The organism is Gordonia sp. 852002-50816_SCH5313054-c (assembly GCF_001665925.1).
Classification (GTDB): domain Bacteria; phylum Actinomycetota; class Actinomycetes; order Mycobacteriales; family Mycobacteriaceae; genus Gordonia; species Gordonia jacobaea.
In genome coordinates this window covers 32416-58063 of the sequence record NZ_LZTE01000038.1, presented here as the reverse complement: position 1 = coordinate 58063, position 25648 = coordinate 32416, and the positions used below count along the sequence as shown (strand labels likewise).

The 25648-nt window shown below is 65.1% G+C and carries 25 protein-coding genes; 5 read left to right on the top strand and 20 right to left on the bottom strand.

Annotated features, from left to right (window positions below; genetic code table 11):
• Positions 1–219: 219 nt before the first annotated feature.
• From A5788_RS09975 to A5788_RS23835, 15 genes are all read right to left on the bottom strand, one after another.
• Positions 220–822, bottom strand: coding sequence for a DUF4913 domain-containing protein (locus A5788_RS09975; RefSeq protein WP_064865699.1), 603 nt, complete (start codon positions 820–822; stop codon positions 220–222).
• 37 nt (positions 823–859) lie between these two features.
• Positions 860–2614, bottom strand: coding sequence for a type IV secretory system conjugative DNA transfer family protein (locus A5788_RS09970; protein ID WP_156525484.1), 1755 nt, complete (start codon positions 2612–2614; stop codon positions 860–862).
• Positions 2611–3297, bottom strand: coding sequence for a hypothetical protein (locus A5788_RS09965; RefSeq protein ID WP_064865702.1), 687 nt, complete (start codon positions 3295–3297; stop codon positions 2611–2613). The genes A5788_RS09970 and A5788_RS09965 overlap by 4 nt, the downstream gene beginning before the upstream one ends.
• Positions 3275–4975, bottom strand: a complete 1701-nt coding sequence (locus A5788_RS09960; RefSeq protein WP_064865704.1) for an ATP-binding protein — start codon at positions 4973–4975, stop codon at positions 3275–3277. The genes A5788_RS09965 and A5788_RS09960 overlap by 23 nt, the downstream gene beginning before the upstream one ends.
• Before the next feature lie 2 nt (positions 4976–4977).
• On the bottom strand, positions 4978–6462 hold the full coding sequence (locus tag A5788_RS09955) for an SCO6880 family protein (RefSeq protein WP_064865706.1): 1485 nt from the start codon (positions 6460–6462) through the stop codon (positions 4978–4980).
• 73 nt (positions 6463–6535) lie between these two features.
• Positions 6536–8392, bottom strand: a complete 1857-nt coding sequence (locus tag A5788_RS09950) for a hypothetical protein (protein WP_064868452.1) — start codon at positions 8390–8392, stop codon at positions 6536–6538.
• Between the two features lie 50 nt (positions 8393–8442).
• Positions 8443–9165 (bottom strand): hypothetical protein, encoded by a 723-nt coding sequence (locus A5788_RS09945; RefSeq protein ID WP_064865710.1) that lies wholly within the window; start codon positions 9163–9165, stop codon positions 8443–8445.
• Positions 9166–9181: 16 nt separating this feature from the next.
• Positions 9182–9922 carry a hypothetical protein gene (locus A5788_RS09940; protein WP_064865712.1) on the bottom strand — a complete coding sequence of 247 codons (741 nt, stop codon included), beginning with the start codon at positions 9920–9922 and terminating at the stop codon, positions 9182–9184.
• Positions 9923–9961: 39 nt separating this feature from the next.
• Positions 9962–10474 carry a hypothetical protein gene (locus A5788_RS09935; protein WP_064865714.1) on the bottom strand — a complete coding sequence of 171 codons (513 nt, stop codon included), beginning with the start codon at positions 10472–10474 and terminating at the stop codon, positions 9962–9964.
• Positions 10474–10812: a hypothetical protein gene (locus tag A5788_RS09930; RefSeq protein ID WP_064907300.1), complete on the bottom strand. Its 339-nt coding sequence runs from the start codon at positions 10810–10812 to the stop codon at positions 10474–10476. Before A5788_RS09930 ends, A5788_RS09935 begins: the two co-directional genes overlap by 1 nt.
• A gap of 17 nt (positions 10813–10829) precedes the next feature.
• Positions 10830–11561, bottom strand: a complete 732-nt coding sequence (locus tag A5788_RS09925) for a hypothetical protein (RefSeq protein WP_064868449.1) — start codon at positions 11559–11561, stop codon at positions 10830–10832.
• The gene (locus tag A5788_RS09920) at positions 11558–12226 is read right to left on the bottom strand and encodes a hypothetical protein (RefSeq protein ID WP_064865721.1); all 669 of its coding nucleotides are present in this window, start codon (positions 12224–12226) and stop codon (positions 11558–11560) included. The genes A5788_RS09925 and A5788_RS09920 overlap by 4 nt, the downstream gene beginning before the upstream one ends.
• On the bottom strand, positions 12204–13271 hold the full coding sequence (locus A5788_RS09915) for a C40 family peptidase (RefSeq protein ID WP_064865723.1): 1068 nt from the start codon (positions 13269–13271) through the stop codon (positions 12204–12206). The genes A5788_RS09920 and A5788_RS09915 overlap by 23 nt, the downstream gene beginning before the upstream one ends.
• A gap of 160 nt (positions 13272–13431) precedes the next feature.
• Positions 13432–15057, bottom strand: a complete 1626-nt coding sequence (locus A5788_RS09910; RefSeq protein ID WP_231894078.1) for a cutinase family protein — start codon at positions 15055–15057, stop codon at positions 13432–13434.
• Positions 15054–15305, bottom strand: coding sequence for a hypothetical protein (locus tag A5788_RS23835; protein ID WP_156525483.1), 252 nt, complete (start codon positions 15303–15305; stop codon positions 15054–15056). Before A5788_RS23835 ends, A5788_RS09910 begins: the two co-directional genes overlap by 4 nt.
• Positions 15306–15898: 593 nt before the next feature.
• Here A5788_RS23835 and A5788_RS23515 point away from each other — a divergent pair.
• Positions 15899–16411, top strand: coding sequence for a helix-turn-helix transcriptional regulator (locus tag A5788_RS23515; RefSeq protein ID WP_269449559.1), 513 nt, complete (start codon positions 15899–15901; stop codon positions 16409–16411).
• A gap of 9 nt (positions 16412–16420) precedes the next feature.
• Here the strand turns inward: A5788_RS23515 and A5788_RS09905 are convergent, their stop codons facing one another.
• Positions 16421–17512: a GAF domain-containing protein gene (locus A5788_RS09905; RefSeq protein ID WP_064865726.1), complete on the bottom strand. Its 1092-nt coding sequence runs from the start codon at positions 17510–17512 to the stop codon at positions 16421–16423.
• A gap of 5 nt (positions 17513–17517) precedes the next feature.
• Positions 17518–18918, bottom strand: coding sequence for a cytochrome P450 (locus A5788_RS09900; protein ID WP_082937831.1), 1401 nt, complete (start codon positions 18916–18918; stop codon positions 17518–17520).
• Between the two features lie 160 nt (positions 18919–19078).
• Here A5788_RS09900 and A5788_RS09895 point away from each other — a divergent pair, with 160 nt between their 5' ends.
• The gene (locus tag A5788_RS09895; protein ID WP_156525482.1) at positions 19079–19255 is read left to right on the top strand and encodes a hypothetical protein; all 177 of its coding nucleotides are present in this window, start codon (positions 19079–19081) and stop codon (positions 19253–19255) included.
• A 2078-nt stretch (positions 19256–21333) separates the two neighbouring features.
• Here the strand turns inward: A5788_RS09895 and A5788_RS24585 are convergent.
• Complete coding sequence (locus A5788_RS24585; RefSeq protein ID WP_082937830.1) at positions 21334–21552, bottom strand: helix-turn-helix transcriptional regulator; 219 nt, start codon at positions 21550–21552, stop codon at positions 21334–21336.
• Positions 21553–21811: 259 nt separating this feature from the next.
• On the opposite strand from A5788_RS24585, the gene A5788_RS09890 reads away from it, so the two are divergent.
• Positions 21812–22507, top strand: a complete 696-nt coding sequence (locus tag A5788_RS09890) for a ParA family protein (RefSeq protein WP_064867131.1) — start codon at positions 21812–21814, stop codon at positions 22505–22507.
• Entirely contained in the window at positions 22482–23366 is an 885-nt protein-coding gene (locus tag A5788_RS09885; RefSeq protein ID WP_231894076.1) for a ParB/RepB/Spo0J family partition protein, read from the top strand. Before A5788_RS09890 ends, A5788_RS09885 begins: the two co-directional genes overlap by 26 nt.
• A 256-nt stretch (positions 23367–23622) precedes the next feature.
• On the opposite strand, the gene A5788_RS23830 is transcribed toward A5788_RS09885, so the two are convergent.
• On the bottom strand, positions 23623–23799 hold the full coding sequence (locus tag A5788_RS23830; protein ID WP_156525481.1) for a hypothetical protein: 177 nt from the start codon (positions 23797–23799) through the stop codon (positions 23623–23625).
• 60 nt (positions 23800–23859) lie between these two features.
• Here A5788_RS23830 and A5788_RS09880 point away from each other — a divergent pair, with 60 nt between their 5' ends.
• A complete protein-coding gene (locus A5788_RS09880) occupies positions 23860–24066 on the top strand; it encodes a hypothetical protein (RefSeq protein ID WP_064867127.1) in 207 nt (68 codons plus the stop codon).
• A 563-nt stretch (positions 24067–24629) separates the two neighbouring features.
• Here the strand turns inward: A5788_RS09880 and A5788_RS09875 are convergent.
• Positions 24630–25574 carry a helix-turn-helix domain-containing protein gene (locus A5788_RS09875; protein ID WP_231894075.1) on the bottom strand — a complete coding sequence of 315 codons (945 nt, stop codon included), beginning with the start codon at positions 25572–25574 and terminating at the stop codon, positions 24630–24632.
• Between the last annotated feature and the right edge of the window lie 74 nt (positions 25575–25648).

Below are 25648 nucleotides of genomic sequence, written 5' to 3'. Positions count from 1 at the left end.
CGGGATCGTCGCCGCGGTCGCAAGTGCGGTCCTGGGGTGAGTTGTTGGTTTGGGGTATGGGTGGCGGGTGTGGCCGGAGACTCGGCAGGTGCTGCGGGGCTGGGGAGCCCACGGACCTTCCGCGCTCTCGATTCCGGCCACACCCACCGCGCCACCGTGTGGTCCGGTCGAGACTGGGAGTAAGACAACACGGTGGCGGGTTCAAGGGGTGCCCGGTGCTTAGCCGGCGACGGCGCGGAGGCCCGGCGCCGTGGTGGGCAGGTAGCGGCGGTCGTGCGAATTGGGTGGGCTGTGCTTTTCCGGGGTGCACGCGTGAAAGGGGCCGCCGGCACCGGTGAGCACACCCACGTGGTGGTCGAAGTGGTCACGCAGATACCCCGACAGCGCGGATGCGCCCTCGGCGGCGGCGACGAGCTGCTGGGCGCGTAGCGCCCACAGCCGGGTGATCGCCTCGGGGTGAAGATCCCATCGGGAGCACCACCGTGTTCCCCCGCCACCGCCGGCGGCGACCTTGCGCTCGCACCAGTCACTCACGTTGGCCATCACCCACGGCCGGAGTACGTCGAGCACAGGAGGGCCATTGTCGACCGCGGAGAGCACCTCGGAGGTCTCCTCCTGCCCGGTGCCCGCGTCGGTCGCAGCGTCATCGGTGGCCACGGTGACGGGTTCGTCGGCAGTCTCACCGAGTGCGGCCAGTGTCGATTCCAGCTGCGCCATGCCTTCGGCCTGGATCTCCGCCTGGGTAGCCACATCGGCGAGCTGGGCCCGCACCGCGGCGAGCGCGTCGCGCAGATCGGCGATATCGCGGTCGCTATCACTCACAGCCGCCACCCTTCCCCTCGATTGGTCATCACGGGCTCTAGACCGCACTGAGGCGGTGACGCAGACGCGCACCGAGCGGGTTGTCGTCGCCGAGTTCGCGGATCGCGGTATCGCGCACCGTGGCGGTGTACTCGCGGGCGTGCTCTGTGATGGCCGCGGCGTTGTCGGTCTCGCGATACCACGGGAGCAGGTCGAGCAGGACCGGCCGCGAACCCTGACGAATGAGCAGGGCGTGGTTGCGGCTCAGACCGGCGACCTCCTCGAGCGGCAGGATCGGTTCGCGGACCTGGCTCCGGTTTTTCGTCTTTCCGCCAGGGCCGATACTCAGCGATTCTTTCCACACCTCGTGGGTGCCGACGAGGTCGCTCACCATGCGGGCGTCGTCGACGTTCTGTAGGCCAGCGCCGATGATGCGGCAGGTCGATGCACCCCACATCGCGGCCATCCCCTCACGGCCCCACACGCCCATGCCTTGCTGGTAGGACTGCAAGATCACGTCCACGAGAATGCCTTTCGACCCCAGGTGCGACGCTTTGGCGGGCAGGTCGGGGATACGGCAAATGTTCGCAGCCTCGTCGAGGACGATCACCGGCTCTGGGCTGATGCGCCCACCGGACGCCGACGCCGCGAGGTCGCCGAGTTTGAAGATCTGATCGACCATCGCAGCGACCACCGGGCCCGAGGACTCCGCACCCTCCTGAGTCATCAGATACAACGTCGGTGCGTCCTTCTCCGCCGGGGCGAACAGCGTCCACAGATCCAGTTCGGGGATCTCGCGGGCGGGTGGGTTCTCCCACGTTTCCGGTGGGGTGACCCAACACAGATCGGACTCGTCTTGCAGCGACTCCAGCGCCGCCGATGCCCCACCCTGGATACCGCCCAACGTTTCCTGCGGGAGTCCCCACTGGGCTTCCAAGGCGCGGGCGTGCCGGTGCAGGCCATGCTCGCGCAGCAGCTCCACCGGTTCGGCCGAGTATCCGTCAATCCACTCGATGACATCGCGCATCGACCGGCCCGCGACGGCGGCCGCGAGCAGGGTCCGCGACAGCATCTGCTTGGACGAGGAGTCGAAGAAACCGGAGTTACCGCCGTCGGAATTGTTGGTCCCGACCGCGGCCATGAAGTGAGTGGCGACCCGCTTGGCCGACTTGTAATCGACCACGGCGGACAGAATGTTCCACCACCACATCTGGTCGACGAACGCGATCCGGCCCGGGTCGTAGGCGTAGATCGGTCCGACCTCTTTACGCAGGGCGGCGGTCAAAATCCACAGATCCGGTTTGTTCGAGGTAGCCACCACCGCGCCACGGGCGGCGAGGATGCGTGGCACCGCCTGTGAACTGGTCTTATTCGACCGTGGACCCATGATGATGAGTGTGAAGTCCTCCAGGGTTTTGTAGACCCGCTGCCCGCCTTTGGTGGTGCCCTGGCGTCGGACGACGCCGATGGCCATCGCGACGTCCTCAGCGGTGAGACCCGAGCGGGCCGGATCGTCATCGCTGAGACCGCGCAGTTCCGCGCCCTTGTCGATCGCCCCGGCACCCATAACGTCGTCGAGGTCGCTCGCGTCACGCAGCTTGCGGTCGGCGGGGCTTTGCGACCACCACGAGCGGGTCACGTATGCCCCCACCGCGGCGGCGATGAGAACCACGACCACAACGGTGACCGGCAGCCAGGTCGGCCACCCCAGCATGTTGTGGCCGATGATCGCGACACCAATCGCGGCCATGACCGCCAGACCGGCGAAACCCATTGCTTGCATCTGCTTGTCGGTCGACGAGTTGTCGCTCATGCCACCGACCCCCGCTGCGCCTGGGTCGCATCCTCGGTGGCCGCCAACAGGAGCACACGGTCGGCGATGACATGTCCGAGTGCGGTGTCGTCGGTGTGGACAATCACTGTCGATGACCGCGCGCCGCGCACTTCTCGCCACACCCCGTTCCCGCCGGCGTCGTAGCCGCCAGTGGGTCGGGTGGGTCCGGTGATCGCCGCGGCCACCGACAACAGAGTCCGGCCGGCGAGCGCGGCGGCATAGCGCACGAGATCGCGGTCAGGGGCCAGGTCACCGGCGGCGGCCGCGACGCACAGGGCGAGGTCGTCGTCGCCGTCGGCACCGAGCAGCTCGACGATGGTTGGGATGGCCCCGGCGTCGAGGATGTGGGCGACGGTCACCGGTGGCCACCCGACGAGAGCGGCGGCGTGCAGCGCTCCGGTCAGGACCGTGGCGGCGTCGGGGATCGCGAACCGCAGGGCCGAGGGCAGATCGCGGGTGAGGTGATCGGCCGCGGTCGCCGCGATCGACTGATCGGCGCATACGTCGAGCAGGGGCCACCAGGCCCGCCGGTCGGCCGACCCCGCGGCGGGGTCGGGGCTGATGACCGTTGCGTTCGGGGCCAGGCGCAGGTGGGCGGCCAGAGCGGTGCGGGTGGGGGCCACCAGCACCGTCGGGTGATCAAGCGACGTCGGAGTCTGCACGGGTCGTTCCTTTCGTATCGAAGCTCGCGGTCACGCCGTTCCAGGCGGTGTCGGTGTTGTAGAGGGCGGCTTCTGCCGGGTCGAACTCCATGACCACCGGAAGTCCCATGCGGGCACCGGATTTCACGAGGTACTTGCCGCGGCCCGGGTGGCGCTGCCCGGGAACCCACGTCGGGGGTGCCGACCAGCTGGTGACCATGGCCCGTTCCCGGCTGGTGAACGGGGTCAGCTCGTGCAGGCGCTTCATTTCCTCGCCATCGAGGCCGCCGAGGACCTTGATCGCGTTACGCGCGGCCATACCGCGGGCCTTCGCGCGGTCCTCGACGGTGGCCAGAGCGTCCAGGTCAGACAGCGAGTGCGTCGACTGCGCCGACACAATCCCGCGGTGGCGGTTGAGGCGGGTCATGCGGTCGGTCTTCTCGACCAGTCCCGGACCCGCCCGCAGGCCACGCCACAGCTCATCTTGGGGTTGAAAGATGTTGCGCCGGTTGCCCGATGCCTGCTGGGCCTCGATGACCGCCGCACCCCACGTCCAGGAGCAAAGCATCGCCGCGCCCACGACGTCGTCGCCGTCGTCCTCGATCGCCGACAGCGACAGCGACACCGCCGGAAGGTCCTTGGTGACCTTGATCGTCGACGGCCGATCGAACATCCCCTTGATGGGGCCGTTGTCCGAGCACAGCAGGTGCAAGGTATTGCGGAACTCCCGGATCTCACGCTGATACGTCATGTCCTCGACACCGCCAACCGCCGACGGGACGGCCATGATCTTGCGCAGCGCGTCACTGCCATTGTCGAGGGCACGCAACACATCCGGGATGGTCGGTTCCTCGTCGCCTGCGGCGTCGTCGGCGATCGCGGTGGCCGTGCCCAGCAGCAGCCGTTCGGTCGGGGTCAGCTCCGCTCGACCGACGATGGCCAGCAGCGACTCCAACAGCGCCAAGCGGCGACTGTTGGCCAGCGATTCGAGCTGGTCACGCTCAGCGCCGGTGATACCGGCGATGACGGCGACCAGTGGGCCGCGGTCGAGCGGATTGAGCGAGTGCAGGCCACGACCGATGCGGAACACCTCACCGCCGATCGCCCCGACGAGCGGGGTGTATTCGTCCTTGAGGTCACCGGGGATGATGCCCATGAACCCGAACCCGACCAACCCCATCAGCAAGCGTTTGAGGAACGACGACTTACCAATACCGGGCTGGCCCTGAACCCAGATCCCGGTGTTGGTCACCAGGCCATCGACAAGCCACTGCGCCGGATCGAGGCCGATCGGCTCCGCGGTGTGCAGGTTGCGGCCGATCGGCACACCACGCACCCGGGCACCACTGGGCGCGGGGAACGGATAGAACCCGGGCATCTCCGCGGTCGTCGACTGCCACCACGCGCCGGGCTCGACGTTGGCCGCCCACCCACCGAACGGGCGCCGGAACCCCTTGGCCGGTGGCCGCGGCCCCAGGGCCGCGTTGAGGACGTCGAACGGCAGGTCGGTGGGGATGTCGTCGAACGACACCTCGCCGGGCGTATCAGCGACCGCGTCGGGATGCGGACCCAACCCGATCGCCCGGAGGATCTTCTGGCCCATCGACACCCGTTCGGCCTCAACCGCCACGGCGACGTCGACGTCGGGCAGATGAGACGGCCGCTCAGCGACCGCCTCAATAATCGAATGCGTTCCCATACCTATGCTCCCCACCGGTCAGCGGCGTTGCGCGACAACCCCGATGCGGGATCGACCCCCACGCCGAGTGACGCCATGAATGTGGCTTCTTGGGCCTTGCGGGCGCGGCGCCAGCGGCCTTTGCTCTGGCCCTGGCGTTCCTCGGCGTCAGCGCACGCCGCGGCCAACGTCGTTTCGTTGCGCACCGTCGTGGTCAGGTAGAACGTGAACCGGCCCAAGCCCGCGCCCAACGACTCCTGCTGCGCCGCCCGACGGGTTTTCACCCGATCGTCGTGCTCGCGTTGGGTTTCGTCCTTCTTCGTCTTCTGCGCCCAGATCCGGCGGAACACACCGGCGTTGACCTCCGACTCCACCTTTTTCGACGCCTCCGCCGCGCTGTAGGGGCGGTAGATCATGCACAGGCGGCGGTGATAACGGCCCGGGGCCACCAGCGGCAGCAGCGACCGGTACCGCACCACACCGTTGGGTGGGGCGGTAAACACCCACGACACCGAATAGCCCGAATCGTGGGCGTACACATCAGGATTGGACCCCTCGGTGCGCAGCGGACCAGCGTCCTTCCAGTGCCACAGCTCCTCGGTCTCGTCGAGCTCGGTCGTCCGGATCGCCGGGTCGAACGCCGCGCGCAGATACCGGATGAGCCCGGCCCGGGTCATCCGCCCCATGACCGTCATCCCGCACGAGGCCAGCGACGACTCGAATCGCGGCAGCATGTTGACGACCTCGGCCGCGCCGCGCTGCAACGTCTCCGGGACCGGTGTCGCCTTAGACAAATTGAAGTTGATCGTCACCAGGCAGGTCACCTCTGCGGTGCGGGCCCGGGACTGGTTGACCAGCCGCTCGAGCACGCCCCGGCAGAACTCCGGTGCGCTGGTGTTCTTCTCGAGTCGGTCGAGGGTGTACGCCCGCTGGTTCATCCCGCCCGCGGGCGCGGTCTCGGTGATGAACGCCAGCGAATCGACCAGCGGCATGTGCCCCAGCTCGGCGAGCAACCCACCGAAGTTCGTCACCCACGTCAGGGCGTCGGCGTCGTCGGCCAGGGTCAATCCGACCGGCGCAACGAGTAGCGGCGCGGTCAGAAGGCCGGTCTGGCGGTTCCAAATCAGCGCCTGGGTGCCGCCGCGGCCGTCTTCAACCTCGATCGGGCATAGCGGGGCCAGTGGGCCGGGCAGGTTCTCGCCGCGCGGGAATTCCTCGAGGGTGTCGTCGGCGTAGGCCGATGCGTTCCCCGCCCCGGCGAAACGGAGATAGAACGCCGTCGCAGCCACAATGGTGCGACCTGACGAGGTCACGGGGATCACGGCGAGCACGATCACGAGGAAGGCGAGTACTGCGAGCATTCCGGTGAAGGCGAGGTTGCCGAGCATCGGCGAGAACGCCACCACCGTCACCGCGATGAGCACGATGATCGTCTCGCGGGTGCCGAGCTTGCCGATACCGAACCCGCGGGCCCGTCGGTAACCGGAATATCCGGGGTTGGTTGTCATCGCTGAATCTCCTGTCGTGCAAAGGATGTGCCGCGCACGGGCACGGTGGTGTGGCGGTCGTCTCGGTGGTCGGTCATTGCATGTCCGGTCCGGTGGTGTCGGCGGTTTCGGTCATGCCGTCGGCCATGCCTTGGGCCATACCGGTGACAGAGTCCCCGGCCGAGCTGATCGAGTCCTTGGCCACCATTGCCGCCGCGACGTAGGGGTTGCCGCCGGATTCCGCTGCGACAGCGCCCATCTCGCCGCCACCAACACCCCCGGCGGCGGCACCTTCGCCGCCGGCACCGCTGCTCACGGGGACCCCACCGTCATCGCCGCCGGAGATACCGCCCGCGGCGTCGGGGGACTCTGGGCCGACGTCGGAGCCGCCGAGATCGGCCACGTCCGCACCGCCGCCGACCTCGGCGCCGCCAGCAGACTCGCCGCCGGAGCCGTCCCCCCCGGAGCAGCCACCGCTTCCGGGGCTGTTGCCGGGGCTCGGGTCGGCCTCGGGGCCGGTCGTCGACGACTGCGGGCCGGTGGCGTCCATGTAGTTGGATTGGCCATCCCCACCCGACGAGCTGAACGAGCTGAGCATGTCCCCGCCGAGCTGCGCGGCGAGCCCCATGCCGCCGGTGATGCCGGCAAGCGCTGTACCCGCGGACCCGCCGCCGGCAATGGCTGGGGAGATGAACGCGAAGAATTTGAGCATCGCCGGTAGCGCGAGCATGGTCAGGGCTATGACCATCAAGCCGACCATCACCGCCGACAGCGAGTGCTCGGTGCCCATTAGCTTCCATCCGAGGGAGTACATGATCGCCGCGGCGGGCTTGTAGAGCACCAGGGCGATGAGCATCGCACAGATCCGGGGGAACCACTGGCGCCCCCACGACGACAGTTGGCCGGCGGCAGCGAAGATCAGCATCGCGTAGAGGACGACGATTCCGGCCTGGCGGGCGAAGCCGAACAGCCACTGGATACCGGCGAGGACGGCGGCGACGATGCCGAGCAACAACACTCCGCCGGGGTTGTGCAGGGTGGCGATACCCAGCATCTGCTGCATCTGCGGGCCGAACTGGTCAGCACCGTCGGCGGTGACCTGTCGGGCGAAGTCGTCACCGGCGTGCATGGCACCGGCGAGGATCGTCGTCGACAGCGACGCAATCAGCACGAACTTGATCGCCCCCATGCCCAGCTCTGCGGCGGGGCCGGGGCGGCGGGTGAGCACCATCGTGATCGCCGAGCCGATGATGCCGAGCGCGATGATCATCATGACCACCGTCTGCACAGCGCGGCTGCCGGTGAGCGCCAGCCCAGAGGTGACGTCGATCGAGCCGACCTTGAGCCACCACGTCATCGACAGTGTCAGCAGGTCACCGGCGAACTTCCCGATCGACTCACACGCCTGCGCGAACCAGTTGTCGAGTTCCTTCTTGGCCGCGGAAACGGGATTCAGCTTGTCCCAGTCCACCTTCCTAGTGACGTCACCGGCACCGGGGGTGACCGTCCCGCCCTGGGTGAGGCGTTGGAACCGGCCATTGCTGTCGTACTGCATCGGCTTGGACTGCTCCCACCCCTCGGGTTTGTCGCAGACCGGGATCTTGTTCTTGGCAGTCGCGCAGTCGAGCACACCGTCGCTGTTGAGCAGGCCCTTGTGGTCGGCGTCGAGCGAGCCCGGCGCGGTCGCCGCGACGCCGGCGAGCTTGCCGGTGGAGTCGTAGATGTAGCTGGTGAACCCCTTGGAGTCATCGGCCCCGCCATGGGTTGCGCAGTCACCGAAATCGGGGTGCGTCGCGCACTGGATTGAACTGAACCCGGGATGGCCGTCGATCGGCGTCAACCATGACTTCTGCTCGCTGGTCAGTGGGCCGGGATCGGCGGGCACCCAGCCCTTGGTGGTCGCTGGGTCGGCGGCCGCAGACCCAGCGAACGCCGACAGGAGGACCGCCATGGCACCCAATACAGCGGCCAGGGAGGTACTGAGACGGGATGCGCGGCCGGTCATCGCAGGCTCCGGTCGGTGAACTGGTGCCAGGCCGGGTCGCCGGTGATTGTGGCGGCGGGGATCGGGTCGGCGGGGCTTTCGTAGTAGTTGGGCTGGTACTTCCAGTCACCGGAGATCCAGACCACGGTGAGACGGAAGACGTTGTACTGGCCGTCGGCGGTCGGGGTCGCGATGTCATAAGTGGCGGCCTGGTCGTCGTACGGTTCGTAGGCCCGCCACGCGAACGCACGAGGCAGCACCTGGTTGGTGTCGAGGCTGGCTTGCAGCCGTGATGCTTGCGCCCGGACCTCGTCGCGGTCGCTGTCGTCGCCGAGGACCTGGTCGGCGATGATCTGCTCGGTGCCCGACAGGGAATACACCCGAAACGGGATTTGCAGCGCCGCGATGAGCGCACCGTCGGCGGTGTGGGCGAAGCCGCGGGCGAGGACACCTTCCTGCACTCGTGGGCCGGCGGTGTCGGAAAACGGCAGCTGGACCGGGCCGACCTGCAACCACGTGATCGGCCTGGAGGTCACCGTCGATGTCGAGGGAGCTGCGTCTGGTGCGGGCACCGGTCCCCCACCAGGCGCAGCGTTGCGGCCGACGCCGCGGGTGGCCACGACGACCACCACCGCGATGAGGGCCAGCACGACGACGACGATCGCGATGACGGCGGCTCGGTGGCCACGGCGGTGACCAGTGTCGGGGGGCTGCCGGAATTCGGGGCTGGTGAAACTCATAGCGGGTCGTCCTTGATCAGAAGCGGGTGAACGTGGCGGGCAGCGGGGCGTCTGGCAGCGGCGGGCTGTGGGAGTCGAACTGGTCGCTGTAGCGCCAGTCGCCGCCCTCCCAGATCAGTGCCGACCGGGAAAACCGCACCTGGTCACCGGGTGTGCGCGGATAGGCCAGGTAGACCGTGGCGTGGTTGTCGGCGAACGCCGACACCCGAAACGCCACTGGTGCTGAGGCGAACTGCGCGATGACCGACGGGTCGGGTTGCGGGCCCGCTGCGCGGGCGGCGACGAGCTGGCTGCGAGTGGCGTCGCTGACGTCGGTCTGTGCGTCGACGACTGCCTGGTAGTCCGGGGAGAACGCCAGCCGGAACGCGATCTGCGCCGCCGCGAGGACCGCGCCCTGCGGGGAGTTGGAGTACCCGCCGGTGACCGCGCCGTTGATCCGCGTCGGGCCGTCGGTCGCCGAAAACGGTAGGGGTACCCCATCGACCCGTTGCCACGAAATGCCTTGCGGTGCAGCGGTCAGATAGTCCGGGTCGGCCGGTGTACGGGTGCGGTGCGGGATCTGCGGCACCAGCGACCCCTTCGCCGTCGTCGGCGCCCCTGACGACTGGCCGAGCGCTCCACTGCCCGGGGTGGTGTCGGAGCTGCACGAGTGCAGCAGCGCAGCCATCACCACCCCGGCTACGACCAGTGCGGCGATGATCACCTTCCCCCGGCCGTCGAGGCGGTGGCGGCGGAACTCTTTCGTTGTCATCGCCATCAGCGGTGTCCTTCCTTCGTCATCACAGGTGTTGGGTGGTCAGTCGGGGATGCCTGCGGAAAGCAGGAGCCCGCCGATCGTGGAGGCAGATCCGACAAGCAGGCACGCGGCCCATATCCAAATGCTGGATTCCAAAGCGGTTTTCGCGACCGTCGAGCGGCCCTTGAACCCGACGATCATCAGACCCATCACAACCATCCCGCCGAGGACGGCGGCGATACCGAACCCCGTCAGGCAGTAGCCGACGATCTGGGTGGAGAACTGGTCGAGGTTTCTCGCCGAGTCCTTTTCCGAGCCGCCGAACTTCTCCCAGTGGATCTGGCCCTGCTCAGGAGTGCCGAACTTGATCTCGTTGTCCCCACCAGAGGAGTCCGGGTCGGTCGACGGATCGGGGGCCGTGGCACCCGATGACGGGGCCGGGCCGGTCGACGGACCGGGGACGCTCGGTGCGGCGGGGTCGGCCCAGGCCACCCCGACACACGGCGTGGCGAGTAGACATGCCGTGAACCAGACCGCGATCGCTGCCGCGGCCCACCGTCGGAAGCCGCCCATCAGCTGAACATGTCGAGCAGGCCGGTGAGGCAGCCAACGCCGATAATGCCGCCGAAGATCCACGGGAAGTGGCTCACAGCGTCTTTGGCGAAATTTGACCGGCCGCGTGCGCCGATGATCATTCCGGCGAAGACGAACAGTCCAGCGCCCACGGCGAGGACGTAGATGAAAGTCTTGACCATGCCGAGGATCTGATCGACGCCGCGCTGGGCCTTCTCTGGCAGCGGGACTGGCTTGGGGTCGGGGAAGTTGCCGTCGGCCACGGTGATACCGCTGTGGGGTCGGTGGGCCTCCCACAGGGTGGCGGCGTGGGTAAGGGTTTCCAGTGCGATGGACATGCGTGTTCCTTGTCTTTTCAGGAGGTCCGGCGCAGACCATCTGCGCCGGTCGAGTCGAGTGCGGTGTAGCGGGCCTGGGGAGGCGGCCCGTGTGATGCCGACCGCGACGGGGGCGCGTCAGGCGCCACCGACCAGTGGTCGGCGCCCGTCGCCGGCGGCGGCGGGAAACTTGGTGCCCGCGACGCGGCAGGGGCGCTAGGCGCGGCTGACTGCACCGACGTGGGTGCCGCAGCCACCTCGGCGGGCGCCTCCGGGGCGCTCGGCGCGGTGTCCACCGGATGAGTGGCGTCGTCGCCGTTGTTCGGTTCGGCGCTCAACACGGTGGTCACCGCGGCGAGCAGGTCCTCCCGACGCACACGAGCGGCCATCGCCCAGCGAGGCGGGGCATCGCCCAGCACGGCGTCGCGGGCGGCGGCGGCCGGATCGGCCACTTCGCGCAGCGGTGCGAGCCACGGAATCCACACCACGGCTGCGACATTCGGTTCGAGCATGTGCGCGCGGTCGCGGACCGCGGCGGGTGCCTTCTCGGCGCAGTCGGCGACGATCACCACGACCGGCGGCGGGTCGAGGGTTGCCGCGGCGCGGGTCACCGCGGCGAGCTGGTGGGCGACCGAACGGCAGACCAGGACGTCGGCGGGCATCCCGGGTACCCACACACCGGCGTCGGGAACGCCGAGCAGTCCGGCGACGACAGTGGTCCCTACGCCCCCGGCCACGCCGGCAATCACTGGTGGGCGCATGCGGGTCATCGGGTCACCACCCCGCATCCGTGCTGGCCGTCGTCGGTGACCGACCACCCCGCGCTGTCGCGGGTCATCGTCACCACGGCGACCGGATGCCGGTCTGGCACCGCCCTGTCGGCGGTGAATGTCTGGGTGACCGTGACCACCCGCACCGCGAAGGAGGCGGTGTCGGCGGGGCGTTCCTCGCTCCCGATCGCCACGGTGGTCTGCGCGCGAGCGTGGACACGGGCCAGCGATGTCCAGTCCGCGTCGGGCGAGCCGATCGGCGGTGTCGCGGTGATTCGCTGCGCACACCGTTGCGTCATCAGCGGTGTCGACCGCACTGCGGCGTCATACGGGCTGCGGTCGGTGACGGTGTCCCAGCCGAACCAGATCCGGGCTGCGGCCAAGGCCACCGATGTCGGATCGGCGCGGTTGGCGGCGACCCCGTTCGGCAGCGTCGGCGGAATCGGCGGCGGGGTCGGGTAGGTCGCCGACCGTCCCGGCCAGGACTGCACCGACGGCGCAGTAAACGGTGGCAGCGATACCGTCGCCACCGACGGTGAGGTCGTCGAGCTCGTGGTGTCGTCAGCACCCGAGCACGCGGTGAGAACGGCGGCCGCAGCCGCCACCCCCACCACTGCACTGAGAACGTGAATGCGGGTCGTCTTACGATCCGAATCGGCGGACATACATCTCCTCTCCGTTCCATCCCGACAGCGGCATGATCGACACCGTCTCCCCCGACTGGGGGGCGTTGAGTAGCATGTCGACGCCGTTTTGCTTGCCGTAGTAGATGCCGACGTGGTGGGTGTTTCCTCCACTGCCGAAATAGATTTCGTCTCCCGGGGCCTTTTGGTCGAACGGGATCTCTTTACCGCGCGGGTCGTAGAGCTGGCCCGGGTTGGAGTGGTCACCGGTGAAGTGCGGAAGGACGATCTTGCCGGCGGTGGCCTGCGCGACCGCGTAGAGCGTGAGCCCCGAGCAGTCGAAGCCGGTGACCCCGACATCAGGTGCTGAACCCGCCGACGGTCCATCCTTCGTGCCACCGGCCCAGGCGTACGGAGTTCCCAGCCACCGCATCGCCGCCTGGATGATCTTCCGGTTAATCGGCCCCGACAGTCGAGTGTTGCCGCCACCGGCACCGATAGCCGCGTACTTCGGGATCAGGCGCTTGATCTTGGGTGCGTAGGACTCGGTCTCGCCGTTGTTGATGTTCGGGCCACCGTTGGCGAGTACACACCCGTACCCGCAGTTGTAGGCGTTGAGGACGATGTCGAGCAGATCGCCCTTGATCCGCCCCGACGCGATGTCCTTGCGTGCCTGGGCGGCTGTTTTGCAGTCAAAGTTGGTTTGCGCCATGATCGCGTCCGGCGGATCGAACGGGGACACCGTGCCGTTGTGGTTGGCGTCCTCGCCGTACGACGGCCAGGTGTAGGGCATGAACTGCGACAGTCCCTGCGCCCCGGCCGGCGAGACCGCGGTCGGGTTCCACCCGGACTCGACCTCGATCTGCGCGGCGATGACCGGGGCGGAGATGTCCGAGCAGACCTTGCCAGCCTTGATCACCCACGACTCAAACTCCGGTGGGACAGTGCCGGTCTTGAGACCGGCCTGCGCCGATCCTCCACCGATCTCGTCGGAGGGTTTACTGAACGGTGCAGCGATGACCGTCACGATGATCACCGGGACCAGGAACACGATTCCTAGCACCAGCGCCAGTGAGGTTTTCTTCACCGCCTACACCTTCCCCAGCTTGCGTCTCGCCGGTGACGCGGCCTGTGTGCCGTCGCCTGTTATCCCTGCGAGGATTTCCATCCGCTCTGGTGGCGACCCTTTGCGGCGCACTCCCATACGCCCCGTCAGGTCCCCGCCAGGCGGGGTGTTGTTTGTTTGGTTAGCTGCTTTCAATCCGGCCGAGAAGCCATTTCGCGAGCCACTGCGTGGCCGAGTCACCGCGGCTGTCGACCGTGGTGTGGGCGTACGCCTGGTGCGCTCCCAAGAGCGCGTAAGACGCCACTTGCACTGCCTGCGTGGCCAACTCATCGGGCTTGGTCAGTGACAGGAACGCGTCATACTCGGGCATGTCGACGACCTTCCCGATGTCGGAGAGCATCGACGACGCGAACACAATCTGGGCCAGCTCCAAAGGAAGCGACGCCGGATTGACCGCCGCAGCCATCGAGACCCGGGTGACCGCGCTGATGACCGACGTCACCGCCTGTTGAATGTCGGCCGGGTTTGCGTTAGCGACATGCTCCAGCAGCGTCAGCGCGCGGCCGGTCACGTACGGGCCGATGTCCTCGCTGCGCAGGTTCAGCAGCGGGACAACCGCGGCGATCGCCTTGGACTTTCCCGACAGAGCGCAGATACTGTCCTGCGCACCGCAAAACGACGTGACCTTGTCGGCCAACGTGCCGAAGCCGTCCGGGCGGGCACCAACGACGCCCTGCCCCACCACATTCGGGCCCACGAAGCTCTCCGCGCCCGGCAGGCTCACCGGCTGTGCTGTCGGCTGATCCGAGTCGAGGTTCGACGTGGTTTGGGTGCGGGCAGGGTCCGACAACAAACCGCCGGCGATCACAGTCGAGTCCGGGACCGGGCCCTTGCCGTTTCCGATCGCCGACAGCACATCGCCGGCGATGAGCGCGCCCTGCGAGTAACCGAGCAGGACTTGCTTGGCCGTCGGACACTGCGACGCAATCGCCTTCATCCGGGCGTTCAGGGCGTCGGTGCCGGCCTTGCGAGACTGACCCAGAGTGAGCGGATTGCCCTTGATCACCCCGGCCAGTGGGCCGCCCACCTGCGCCACATACGGGACCTGTTCGAAGCTCACGGACTTGCCGATCGATTCACCACCATCGGTGGGTGCAGGAGCAGCCGCACCGGGCGTCGGTGTGGTCGTGACGGCCGAGCTGGTCTCGGTAGACGGTGCGACTGCATCCCACAGTCCCCCACTCGACGCCGATGTCGTCGGGGCATCCGTAGTGGTCGGCGTCGACGTCGTGGTGGGTGCAGCAGCACCCGTGCCACCCCGTCCGTCGTTGGTCAGATAATCGTTGGAACCGCCAGCGGTCGGACCGCCCTCATCGGGCAGCGGCACACTGCCCGCGCTAGGAGTCGATCCCGCAGTCCCGCTCCCCGCTGCACTATTCAGCGCCGACGTCGCGGCGTCACCAAGGAACGACCCCAAGCCCGACGAATCCCCCGCACCCTGGCCCATACCCACGGTCGGCGCCGCGCCGATCTGCGCAGGCACAACACCCGGCGCCGAGATCGGCGTGCCCTTCTCCACCGCAGCCTTCAACGGGTTCGTAACACTGGCCAACATCCCCGGCACCACCGCCGGATTCGCCTTCGCGTTCGTCTCCCACGTCCCCGGCACCGCCAAAACGAACACGTCCTTGCACGCGATCGTCGACGGTGCCGCGTCCGCGGAGACGGCTACCGCCCCCGACACAGACGCCGCGGTGACAACGGAACACAACCCGGCGATGACAAAGCGGCGCATACGACGACTCATCGCGCGTCACCCTCAAATGCGTGATGAGTCGTGTAACGAATCGTGTAATGGCCGGAATTGCAGTGCGGCAGCGCGAAATCCGATACCCGCAGCCCGACCACACACAACCAACCAACGCGGCGCGCACCGCACCGATCCGTCAAGCACGCGTCCAGGTCGGTTAGCTGCTGCTGGCCTGACCACTCCTCCACCACGGCGTCTACAGCACTCGCCACATCACTGGCAGTACTGATATTCAGAACACTCATCTTGTTAGCCTCGCAATCTGCGCTCTGGGCGTGCAGAGAGAAGCGAGGGTCAAGACATGCGCATGGTTCCACGCCAACGGCGCTAGAATGTTCACGTCCAGACCGATGCCTCACCTACCGCATCGGATCGGATGGGTATCTCTTGCAGTTCCAGGCGAGTATTGACGCCAATCGAGGCTCGTCTGGAACTGTGAGGGCTGAATTACGTCAGGTCACAGACTCCCCCAATTCGGTAGCTCTGGATACTAAGCAGAGCCCGCCAAGGCATCCGATTTGAGTGGTCATTGAGTGCGGTTTCTCCTCTGTGGTGCGGGGTATCCAACGATTTGAGCATCGCGATATAGCGATGCCCTGCGTTCGATTTGTCGCGACCACACTCGGAAAACCAGAGCGCGGGAACTTCCACATGAGTGCGCGTTGTGAGAGAGATAGTAACACCTCCGTAACGGCGGTCAAGTGATAGCTATTACGCGTCCTACCGTACCGTCAACGCCTCTCGCGTGCAAGTATTGGGCGCAGGTAATCGGCGGATCGGAGAGGATGTTTTGGTGCGTGCAAGTCACAATGATGGGAAGGGCTGAAGTGCAGTCGGGATGATTTCGGCCACCGAGGGAGGCGAGAGAGTGCCGCGAGCGGGCGTCTATGGGTTCTCATCGGCTACCCTCCGACGCATTATGTCCCGCCTCGGGGTGCAGCCCGATGAACTCGCAGAATCTGTTGGAGTTTCGCGGCAGAGCGTGTCGGCGTGGTTGAACAGCACGACAGTTCCGAGCGCGCCCAGTCTGGCTGCTGTCGCTTCTGCGCTAGGAGTCAACGTTGAGGAGTTGACCCCTGGGTTGGATGAAGAGGCGATCCAGATTGCTGATTTACGCGCTCGTGGTGGTAAATCGCAGTCGGCGGCAGCAGGCGCACTGTCTATCAGTAGAACCAGCTTGGGCGAGTTTGAACGCGGGCAACGTCGGGAGCTACCCGATTCGGTTGCCGACGCGATGGCAGAGCTCTACGGCGTGTCGCGAGGTGTCGTGGACTCTGCTTGGGAAAATACACGAAGCGCACGTGTGAGACACCTTGCTGAGCGGCAAGCGGCGCGCCGCCGCCGCAGTTAAGTAGCGCAACTATTCGGCGGCGTTCGTTTCGCTCGCGCGCTCGGTCGCGAGATGCTCGATCTCAATTGGGCTGAAACGTCCAACGTGTAGCCTCTTCCCCACTGCCCCGGGGTACCCTGTAAGCAGAAAACGGACCAGGGTCCATTCTCGGTCCTTGTTTAGTATTCGCGCAATAACGGGTATTTCTAATTCGTTTTGCGTGCGGGCTTTGAGGACCTTCTGTGCCCTCGCAAACTCGTCCCAATCCTCTGGATGGATCAGGTTAGGCGGGGTACCGGGCGTCTCCATATCCGGCAAGTCCGTCACTGCGGAATCCGCGACGTAGTTAGGCTTCGGTGAAATCCAGTACATGATCGCTGGAATCACAGGTGGCGTGGCTTCGTCGTTGGTTCGATACGCGATGAGCACAGCAGGTGGGGCATCGGAATGACGTTCCAGGTCACTTAACCGCAGTGCGGTGAGAGGTCCAATCGACGGCTTCTCAGTGTCGGACACGTCGTGCATGAGTCCCCGAATCTCTGAGCCATTGATTCCAGTACCCGCTCGAGAAATTCCTCGCCATGCCATGAGGTGCCCGTCGTCGTGGAGGACAGTCAGTGCTCCCTGAAATTGGGTGCGCGTCCCGTCATTCATACATAACGCGGCTAGTTCATTCAGAGCATCGAACTGGACTACTTTGCGAAGGAACTCACCGGGATCGCGAGTGCTGCCAAAACCCTCTGGACTGGTCGAACTCATCATGTACGACTCGAGGGTATGTGTCACAGTGAGTGTTTCGATTGACCAGGAAACTGCGGCCACCGCGCGTTCTTGCGTGGGCTGCTCGCCGCTCTCACCGATCCACGTTTTGATGCCGTAGACATCGCCTTCGGGACCAAGCACTGGCACCATGACGATCCTTCGCGGACCCAGCCTGCCGACAACTGTCCGGTCGAGTCGATCGCGATTATGGACGACCTCGGTGCAAAGGTCTTCGATCGGCTCAACACCGTCTTGGCGGCGGAGCGAGCGTATCGACGTCCACTCACGGCTATCGCCGTCCTTAAAGACTACCGACAGTGCTGGAGGGGCGAGCGCCTCTATGAGATACCAGGAACCCATTTTCTTTACCCTTCCATTGCTACTCGTGATACCCCTATCGTGAACGGTTCCGGACGCAGTGTGCCCCGCTCGCGCATGCGGATCGGCTCGTGTCGGTCGACCAGGTCGACATCGAAGTTCGCCACTATACCGCTCAAAAGCACGGCGGCCTCATGGAGCGCGAATTGTCGACCGATGCATGAACGAGGGCCTGCTCCCCACGGAGCAAAGAACTCGCCCGATCGGGCGGTGATCCGTGTGTCGATGAAGCGCGACGCCCGAAACTCGGAGGCGTCGGTCCCCCAAACCTTGTGATCCCGTTGGGCAGCTAACGCGAGAACGAAGACAGCACGGCCTGCAGGAATTTCGAATCCCCCAAGGTTCTGATCTGTCCGTGCGACACGAAAGAAGCCAGGAACTGGTGGCCACAGACGTAGACACTCGCTGAGGAACGCTCTTAGGACGCGGTTCTTGGCTATCGACTCGTACGTGGTACTCCCAGCATCTAGTGACGATCGCAGCGTCGTGGCCACTGTGGGAGCGGAAGCGAGGTAATGCAGGGCGACTTCCAGCAGAGCGGCAGTCGTCTCATGGCCAGCGACCAGGAAGGTTAACACCTGGTCTCGAATATTCTCGTCGGGGAGAGTCTGCCCCGTCTCGGGATCTTCGCTGTTCATCATGAGGTCCAACAGGTCGGGACCTTCTTCTCCGCCGTTGGCTCTAGCTACACCAGTTCGCCGACGCACCTTGATCAGATCATCGACATAGTTCTGGGCAAATGCCACATCTCTGCTCAGCTGCGGTTTTGCGTGCCGGCCACGCACCCACCCGACTATAGGAAGATCGTTGCTGGATTGACTTGCCCAATCAAGGGTCCTTTCTAACGCGGACAGGAACTCTTTGGTCTCGGATGCTTGTGCAGGCTCTCCGAGTAGCCCCATCGACTGAGAGAATCCCGCCCGCGAGATTACCTCCAGAGTCGCGGCGGTCATGTCCTCATGCACTGAGACGTCGCTTAGGTCATTCCACTTTGCCGTCAGATCGTCAGAGACAGACTGCATCGCGCGGTGGTAGACGCGCATCGCTTCTTGCGAGAACCCTGGGGTCAGAATCCGCCGAGCCTGCCCCCACAACGGGTCGCTCGACCGCGCCGTGAACAGGCCGGACCCTGCTACGCTTCTGAGCTTCGCCCCTGGCCCGATGAGAGCACGTGCCCAGTTCCTCTCATCGAGACACTGACGGGCAAGTTCACCGCCGCCGACCACAATCAGTCGGTCTCGTAGCAAGAGTCGCTGATAAATCGGGCCGAGCTGGTCGACGAGCTGCATCTCGTGCTGTGTTGGATTCTTGCGGTCGACCGATCTGACATCGCCCAGGAAAGGAATCCTGCCATTAGGGAACGGCAGATCGGTCAGTGATTTCACCATGTGTTCCAGGGTGGCAGACCTACGGCGAGAGTCGCGCCGAGGGGCGGGCGGTGAAAACTTGCGCCCTGTACGGCGTGTCTAACCTGCATGCGAATTTTTTAAGGAAACAATGGTCGCTGTGGCGGGAAGACCCAGGAAGGACCCCAGCGGCGCTAGCTTGGTGCCTATCAGCATCGCTGTCACGGGCGTCGCGGATACGGCGATCAGAAGGCGCGCCGCAGAACGCGGTATGTCGATCGTCGACTACATCTGCGCGCTCGCCGCGGCCGATTCTGGGTGCGAGTTCCCCGGTGTTCCGCCGCTACAGGAGGTGCTTGATCTGCAAGATTCCGCGTAACTAAATACGACGAACGCCCCCGGAGGTCACCGAGGGCGTTCGTGAAGTTCCGAGAGCCAGTGGTCAGCTGACTCTCATATCCCCGAAGGGACAGTCTTGGCGGACTGGTCTCAGGGTAGCGCGCACCCTACTGGCCGCGCTACTTCTGAATGCGTGTCGGATCACGAATTCGATACAGACGCCTCAGCGTCGGGTAGTCGATGGGTTGAGCTCTATCGGCTCCTCCTTGCCCCGGACGCCGAAGGGTACGCCCTACGCCCGATATCTGGCAGTGCCCCAGTACGTGAGGCATCGGGTGATCCGACGGACCTCATCACCCAAGCGGAGCACGCGGGTGGCGGCCGGGCGGTGTGGGCGATCGTTGCGCCTTTGCGCCCCGACCTTGTCGTGGTCGACGTCGACCGCTGCGCTGATCGGGTGCTGACCTCGATCCTGGACAGCATCGACGACGCGGCCGCCCAACTTGCTTACCTCGCCGCATCGGGGTCACCGGATTCGGTGCATATCGCGATCGCTTGCCCCAGTCGAGCGTCACGTGACTATTTGATCGAGCGCATCACCACTATCCGCACATGGGAGTGTCTCTCCCCTACGGAGCTCGACCTCCGCACTAGAGACCAGTTTCTGCGCCTTCCGGGGTCGGCACCGTTGAAGCCGGGTGGGAGCTGGTGCTATCCCATCGACGAGGGCGGGAATCGGATCACCGTTACCGCAGCGATCATGCGGGCCGATCGCGCCATCCGAGAGCTGCCCGCCGTGCTGGTACCTGTATCTGGCCGCAGCACCGGTGGTCGTCGGAGCCGCACTCTCGGCACCGTCGCCCAACCCGCACCACTGCGTCGCTACGACAACGTTGACGACAGCAACGATGCCACGTTAGACGGAGACCTCGATCAACCGCGCGCCTGGCGCCCGCAGCGTCCGTTCACGTCGGCGGAATGGGCAACGCTGCATCGCACGGCGACGGAAGGATACCGATCACACGCTGCAACAGCAGGTGCGTGGGTGTTGTGGCGTCACGGAATCCGTGGATGGCGACGTGCGGCAGGTTGGTACCGCAGCTGTCCCGCGTTCGAGAAGTTTGCCTCCCGAGACGACGGCGGCCGCGCACACTGGGAATCAATTAAGTCACGCGCCACCACCTACCGTCCCGCCGACCCAGCGGCCGACGACTTGATCCGGACCGTGCTCACCGAGATAGCTACATGGGATGATCCTGCGCTGGTCGCGGCCGCTTACGCATGCGTGACAAAACGTTTCGCGGACGGACACGGAACCGACAGCCGTCCTATCGCCTGGCGCGATATGGCTTTATGGCTCAACGTCAGCCACGACACGGCCGGCAGAAGACTACGCGCACTTGTCGACCGGGGGCTCCTCAGAGTCACGCTTCCCCATGACCGCAGCACATCGCCGCACTCAGCTACCTGCTACAGCCTCCAACGACCCGCTGAGATTTACCGCACGGATGTGCGCCATGACGTCACAAATGAGGGTATAACCCGTCACCCCATCCTCCACGCCCTGTGGGGCGAGCTAGGCCACCCCTGCTGGTCCGTCTGGACGCATCTACCCGCCTCCGGCGCAGGAGCCAGCACGTCCACCCTCAGCACACTCACCGGCCTGCCCGCTGGCACCCTCTCCCACGGTGTCCGACGACTCCTAGCGGTGCTTGAAAAGCTGGGCCTTGCTATACGGCAGGGCCAGGGCCGCGGTACCAGGTGGCTGCGCGGGCCTCAGACGCTCGCAGCGGCAGCCGATGCAAGCGGTGCCACCGAGATCTGCACAGAGCGGTCGCGGGTGATCACGGCTGAGCGCGAGGCGTGGCACGCGCCGACAGTGCGCCGCAGCCTTGTCATCAGGGAACGGCTACGTCGGCGCACTCGCCGATCCCCCACACCGTCAAGCCCCACCCGGGCCTTTGAGGCTGCTGGCGGCCATCCCGAGCTACCTTTCGCTGCGGCATTTAGCCACCGCGCAGCGCGAGTGAGAGGGCATAGCCGGACTGCACGTAGTGGCCCCGGACGACAGCCTCCGTGAACGTTCGATGGTGCCCTTTGGTAACACGAGCAAAGACGCTACGGAGCTAACAGGTCAGTGATCGGTACGCCCAGACTGTCCGCAAGGCCATAGAGTGTCGCGACTGTCATGTTGGCGCGGCCTGCTTCGATCGCAGACAGTCGGGTCCGATGAATGCCGACCTTGCTGGCTAGACCGGTCTGAGTCTGGCCGCTTGCGACTCGAGCGGCGCGGACGCGGGCCCCTACCGTTCGAATTCGCTCACTCTTAGTCGACACAGTTGTTGACTATAGTCTACGTAACTGTAGACTATAAGATACATCAAGGTTTGCCGCGCAGCCTTTCGGTTCTTGGGTTGCGTCGGTGCGGCCTGACGGTTCGGGAGGGTTTACCGCGGTAAACTTCTAGCGTTCGATTACCTGCTTCATAGTGAGCAGGTTGGTGGTTTACCGCGGTAAACCACACGCGAGCACAATCCCCCGAAGTAGCCGGCCACTCAGTGTGGAGGTGAAGCATACGGAAAGGACGTACCCCGTCATGGGTGCAGCAGTGTGGACATTTCTCAATCAGAAAGGTGGCGTCGGCAAGACGACGCTCGCCGTCAACCTCGCGGCAAGCAAAGCCGCACTCCTCCCCCGCCCGGAGACCCAGGACGAATCCCCGGTCCTCGCGGTCAGTGCCGACCCTCAAGGCTCCGCTCTATGGTGGGCTGATCGCGTTTCCGACCTGCCCTTCCGGATCGCGCAAGAATCCAACCCGGCCGTCCTGCGCTCGCTCCGAAAGATTGGAGGGGGTGTCAAACACATCTCCATCGACACGCCTGGCTGGATTGGCGACACTCCCGGCGCAGCAGATACCGGACTCGGCGAGATGTTCGACGCCGTTCTTGGAGTATCGACACTCGTAGTCGTCCCCATCACGCCTCTGCCTCTCTCCTTCGATCCCACCGCTCGAACCATCAGCAAGGTTGTAGAGCCGCGCGATGTCCCCTATGTCGTCGTTATCAACGATTGGGATCCCCGCGACGGACACACTGACCTCGACCAAACCCGAGAGTTCATCGACGCACAGGGTTGGCCGAGCGCAAAGACCGTAGTGCGGCACTACAAAATCCACGCACGCGCAAGCGCCGAGGGGCTGGTCGTGACCGAGTATCCAGCGAACAGAGTAGCCCTACAAGCACGCGAAGATATCAAGGATCTGTGCCTTGAGCTTCAAATGGCGGAGGCCTGACATGGCACGAAGTAGAGTCAGCCTTGCCGATCTTGTGGAAACAGTTGGTGAGAAGTCGCCCGTCGACGGCGACATAGGCACTGACGGACTATTCAGGGCAAACGTCCCTCTGGACCAACTCGCGCCCAACCCGAGAAACCCACGCGACTCTGTCGGTTCCCTCGACGATCTCGCAAGCATTAAAGATCGGCAGCTGCAACCGGCAACGGCAATCAGTCGCGCAGCACACCTGCGCCTCTGGCCCGACGACGAGCCCCAGCTAGGCGACGCCAAGTACGTCGTCGTCATGGGCAACAGGCGACTTGCCGCTGCCCACGAGTATGGTCGCCCAGGCCTGGACATCGTTATCCGCGACTCACTGGCAAGCACATCGGCCGAAGTCATCAGAACTGCCGTAATCGAGAACATCGGCCGACGCGACCTCGACGTGATCGAGGAAGCCCGAGCCGTTCAACTGCTGGTCGAAGAGACCGGCAAAAGCGCCGACGCCGCAGCGCTACTCGGAAAGACGAAAGGTTGGGTATCGCAAAGACTAGCCCTACTGAAGCTCGACCCGCAGATACAGCAATCACTAAGAGCGGGGGAGTATGCAGTACGGGAAGCTAGAGCACTGGCCAACGTCCCGCGTGAGGCGCAAGTCAAAGCATGGCAAGCTGCCCTCGACAAAAAACAAGATCCCAACCGAACCGAGAGCAAACAGGACAGGGGAGTGCCGTCCGTCGACACCATCACCAAATCTGTCACCAAATGCTATGCGGCCGGACCTAAAGCGTTCGCCGAGGCAGCACGAGCAGCTCTCGATGAGTCCGAGCTCCGCGCACTCGTCGCTGCACTCCAGCTCGAGCTCAGTGGAGAGTAACGCCCGGGCGCGACGTCCATAAGCCCTAACGGTCTGTGTTGTTTACCGCGGTAAACAACACAGACCGTCTTCATTCATCCGACATCCTGAACTCCGCACTGGAACCCGTGCCAATGATTTATGTCACTGTGACGAAACGTAGATGTCTACGCGCAATCGTCGCGAGGGCTTGCTGGGGGAGCGGCGGTTCCTATGCGAACGTGTGTGCGATATGATCTAGGCGTGGATGAGGCGCCACACGGGTTAGGCGAGTTGCCTACGGGAAGACCGTCGGTGCCTCATCCCACCGTCTTTCCAGCATCGCTGCGACGAACCCGTCAAGGGTGGTCACTCGCTGCGCCAGTCCGATGCGCGAACGGGCATTCCCTGGATCATGGGGGAGCGCTTGTCGGATGGGATAACCGAGTACCAGCGCCAACCTTGTGCTGGTCATGCAAAGAATGCGGTCACGTCACGTGGCTCACTAATCCGAATACAGGGGAGTAGGAGCATAGTGGCTGAACCCAACGTCGCAGCGGCAGGGCTGGCCGCCGATCGTCGATCACCGATCCGCGCCCGCGTGCAACTTTCTGAGCTGACGTTGATTGTGCGACCATACGGCCGGCCTGGAGATGTGCAGGCGTTCACAGACGACGAGCGGGCCAACGCCGATGACTACGCGGCGACGACAGGTGGCGTCGTCGAGCAGCTCCGCAAATAGGTACACGTCGAGCTGCCTGACCACAGACGAAAGATAGTCACCGACGCCCTCGATGTGCTCGACTTCGGCTCACCTGCCCTCGTCGCGCCCAGCGGTTGGGCGCGCTCACGCAGCAGCAGGTACGCGGGCAACCCCACCGATGCCCCAAGTAGAGACGCGATCGCCACAGCGGTACGAGATCTCGTCGGCAGGCCGTCGTCGATTGCGGCCAGGGCGAGCAACGGCCTCCGATGTCGTCGCCGAAGGGTTTCCGGAGCTGACGCGAGCGCAGTTTGTCGAGTTCTTCTGCGCCACCCATCGCGGCGTGAGCCCCGATACCGAGATGACTCGCATCGAATGGGTCTACCCGCGCCTTGACGGGGACGATCCCGCTACGGTCCAGTGTCACCGTAACTGAAACGGGACACGCTCACGCCTTGGCCAAAGCCGGTGTCAACACCCGGGATTCCGTCGGCGCGACCCTGATGCAAGCTCGCTTTGGGGCGCGCTCACGTCGGGAAACCAGGCGGCGTGCATGCTGGTTCGGTTAGGCGAGCGGGGGAGACGACTGCGTGGCCGGGCGGCTAATGGAACTGTTCGCGGTAGTCGTTCGGCGTCATGCCTGTGATGGTTCGGAAGGTGCGGTAGAACGAGCGTTCGTCGTTGAAGCCCGCTTCCCGCGAGATGTGAGAAATAGACTTTGTGGGGTGGTTGCGGAGCAGGTTCTGTGCGGCTTCAACGCGGGCCCTGCGCAGGTAGTCCATGAGCGTGTAGTCGGTGTCGTGAAAGAGTCGGTAGAGGCTTCTGCGGGACAATCTCACCGCATCGGCGATGCGGTCGGCGTCGAGGTCGGGGTCGGTGAGGTGTGCATGAATGTAGGCGATTACTTGATCGCGACGAAGGAGCGCGGGTATCTCGGCCGGCGGGCGTAGGGGGCTAGTCAGCCGTAGCAAAGACACGGCTAATGAGGCTGCGTGCGGTTCGAGTCGGGCTGCTGCGACGGGGTCGTCGGCCTGGTAGTGGGCCAGTTGGGTGAAGAATGCAGACACAGCGGAGAGAACTCCGGAACACTCCATGGGTGTGGCGAGGATATCGGTGGTGCGGTCCATGCCGGCCAGTGCGAAGGCGCGATCGGCGCTCACCTGGACGACCACCTGCTCGTAGGGTCCATCGGCGCGCATGCGGAACGGCAGGGAGCTGTCGTAGATGAACAGCGATCCGGGTGCGGCGAGGTGGGTGTGGTCGGCCTGCTCGATCAGGCAGCTACCACGGATCTGGAACGTTGCGAAGAGATACTCATCGGCGTCATGTCCCCGCGCGATGCGGGTTGCCGAGCGACGGGCGTCCTCGGCGTTGGCGCGCTTGGTCGACAACGTGAAATTGGTGTATCGGCCAAGAGCAACGTCGCCGTAGAAGCCTGGAAGAACGGGATCGGTAGCGACGTCGGTGTAACTGTGTCGACGGATCTGCGCCCATCGGTCGCCGATAGTGTCGTCGGTGGTGTCGGCCGTAGACCAATGTTCGAACACTGGGAGTTCAATGTCGTGTGTATCGACCATCTCGTGATCACCGCCAGTGGGTTAGGTTCTCGCTTTAGTAAACC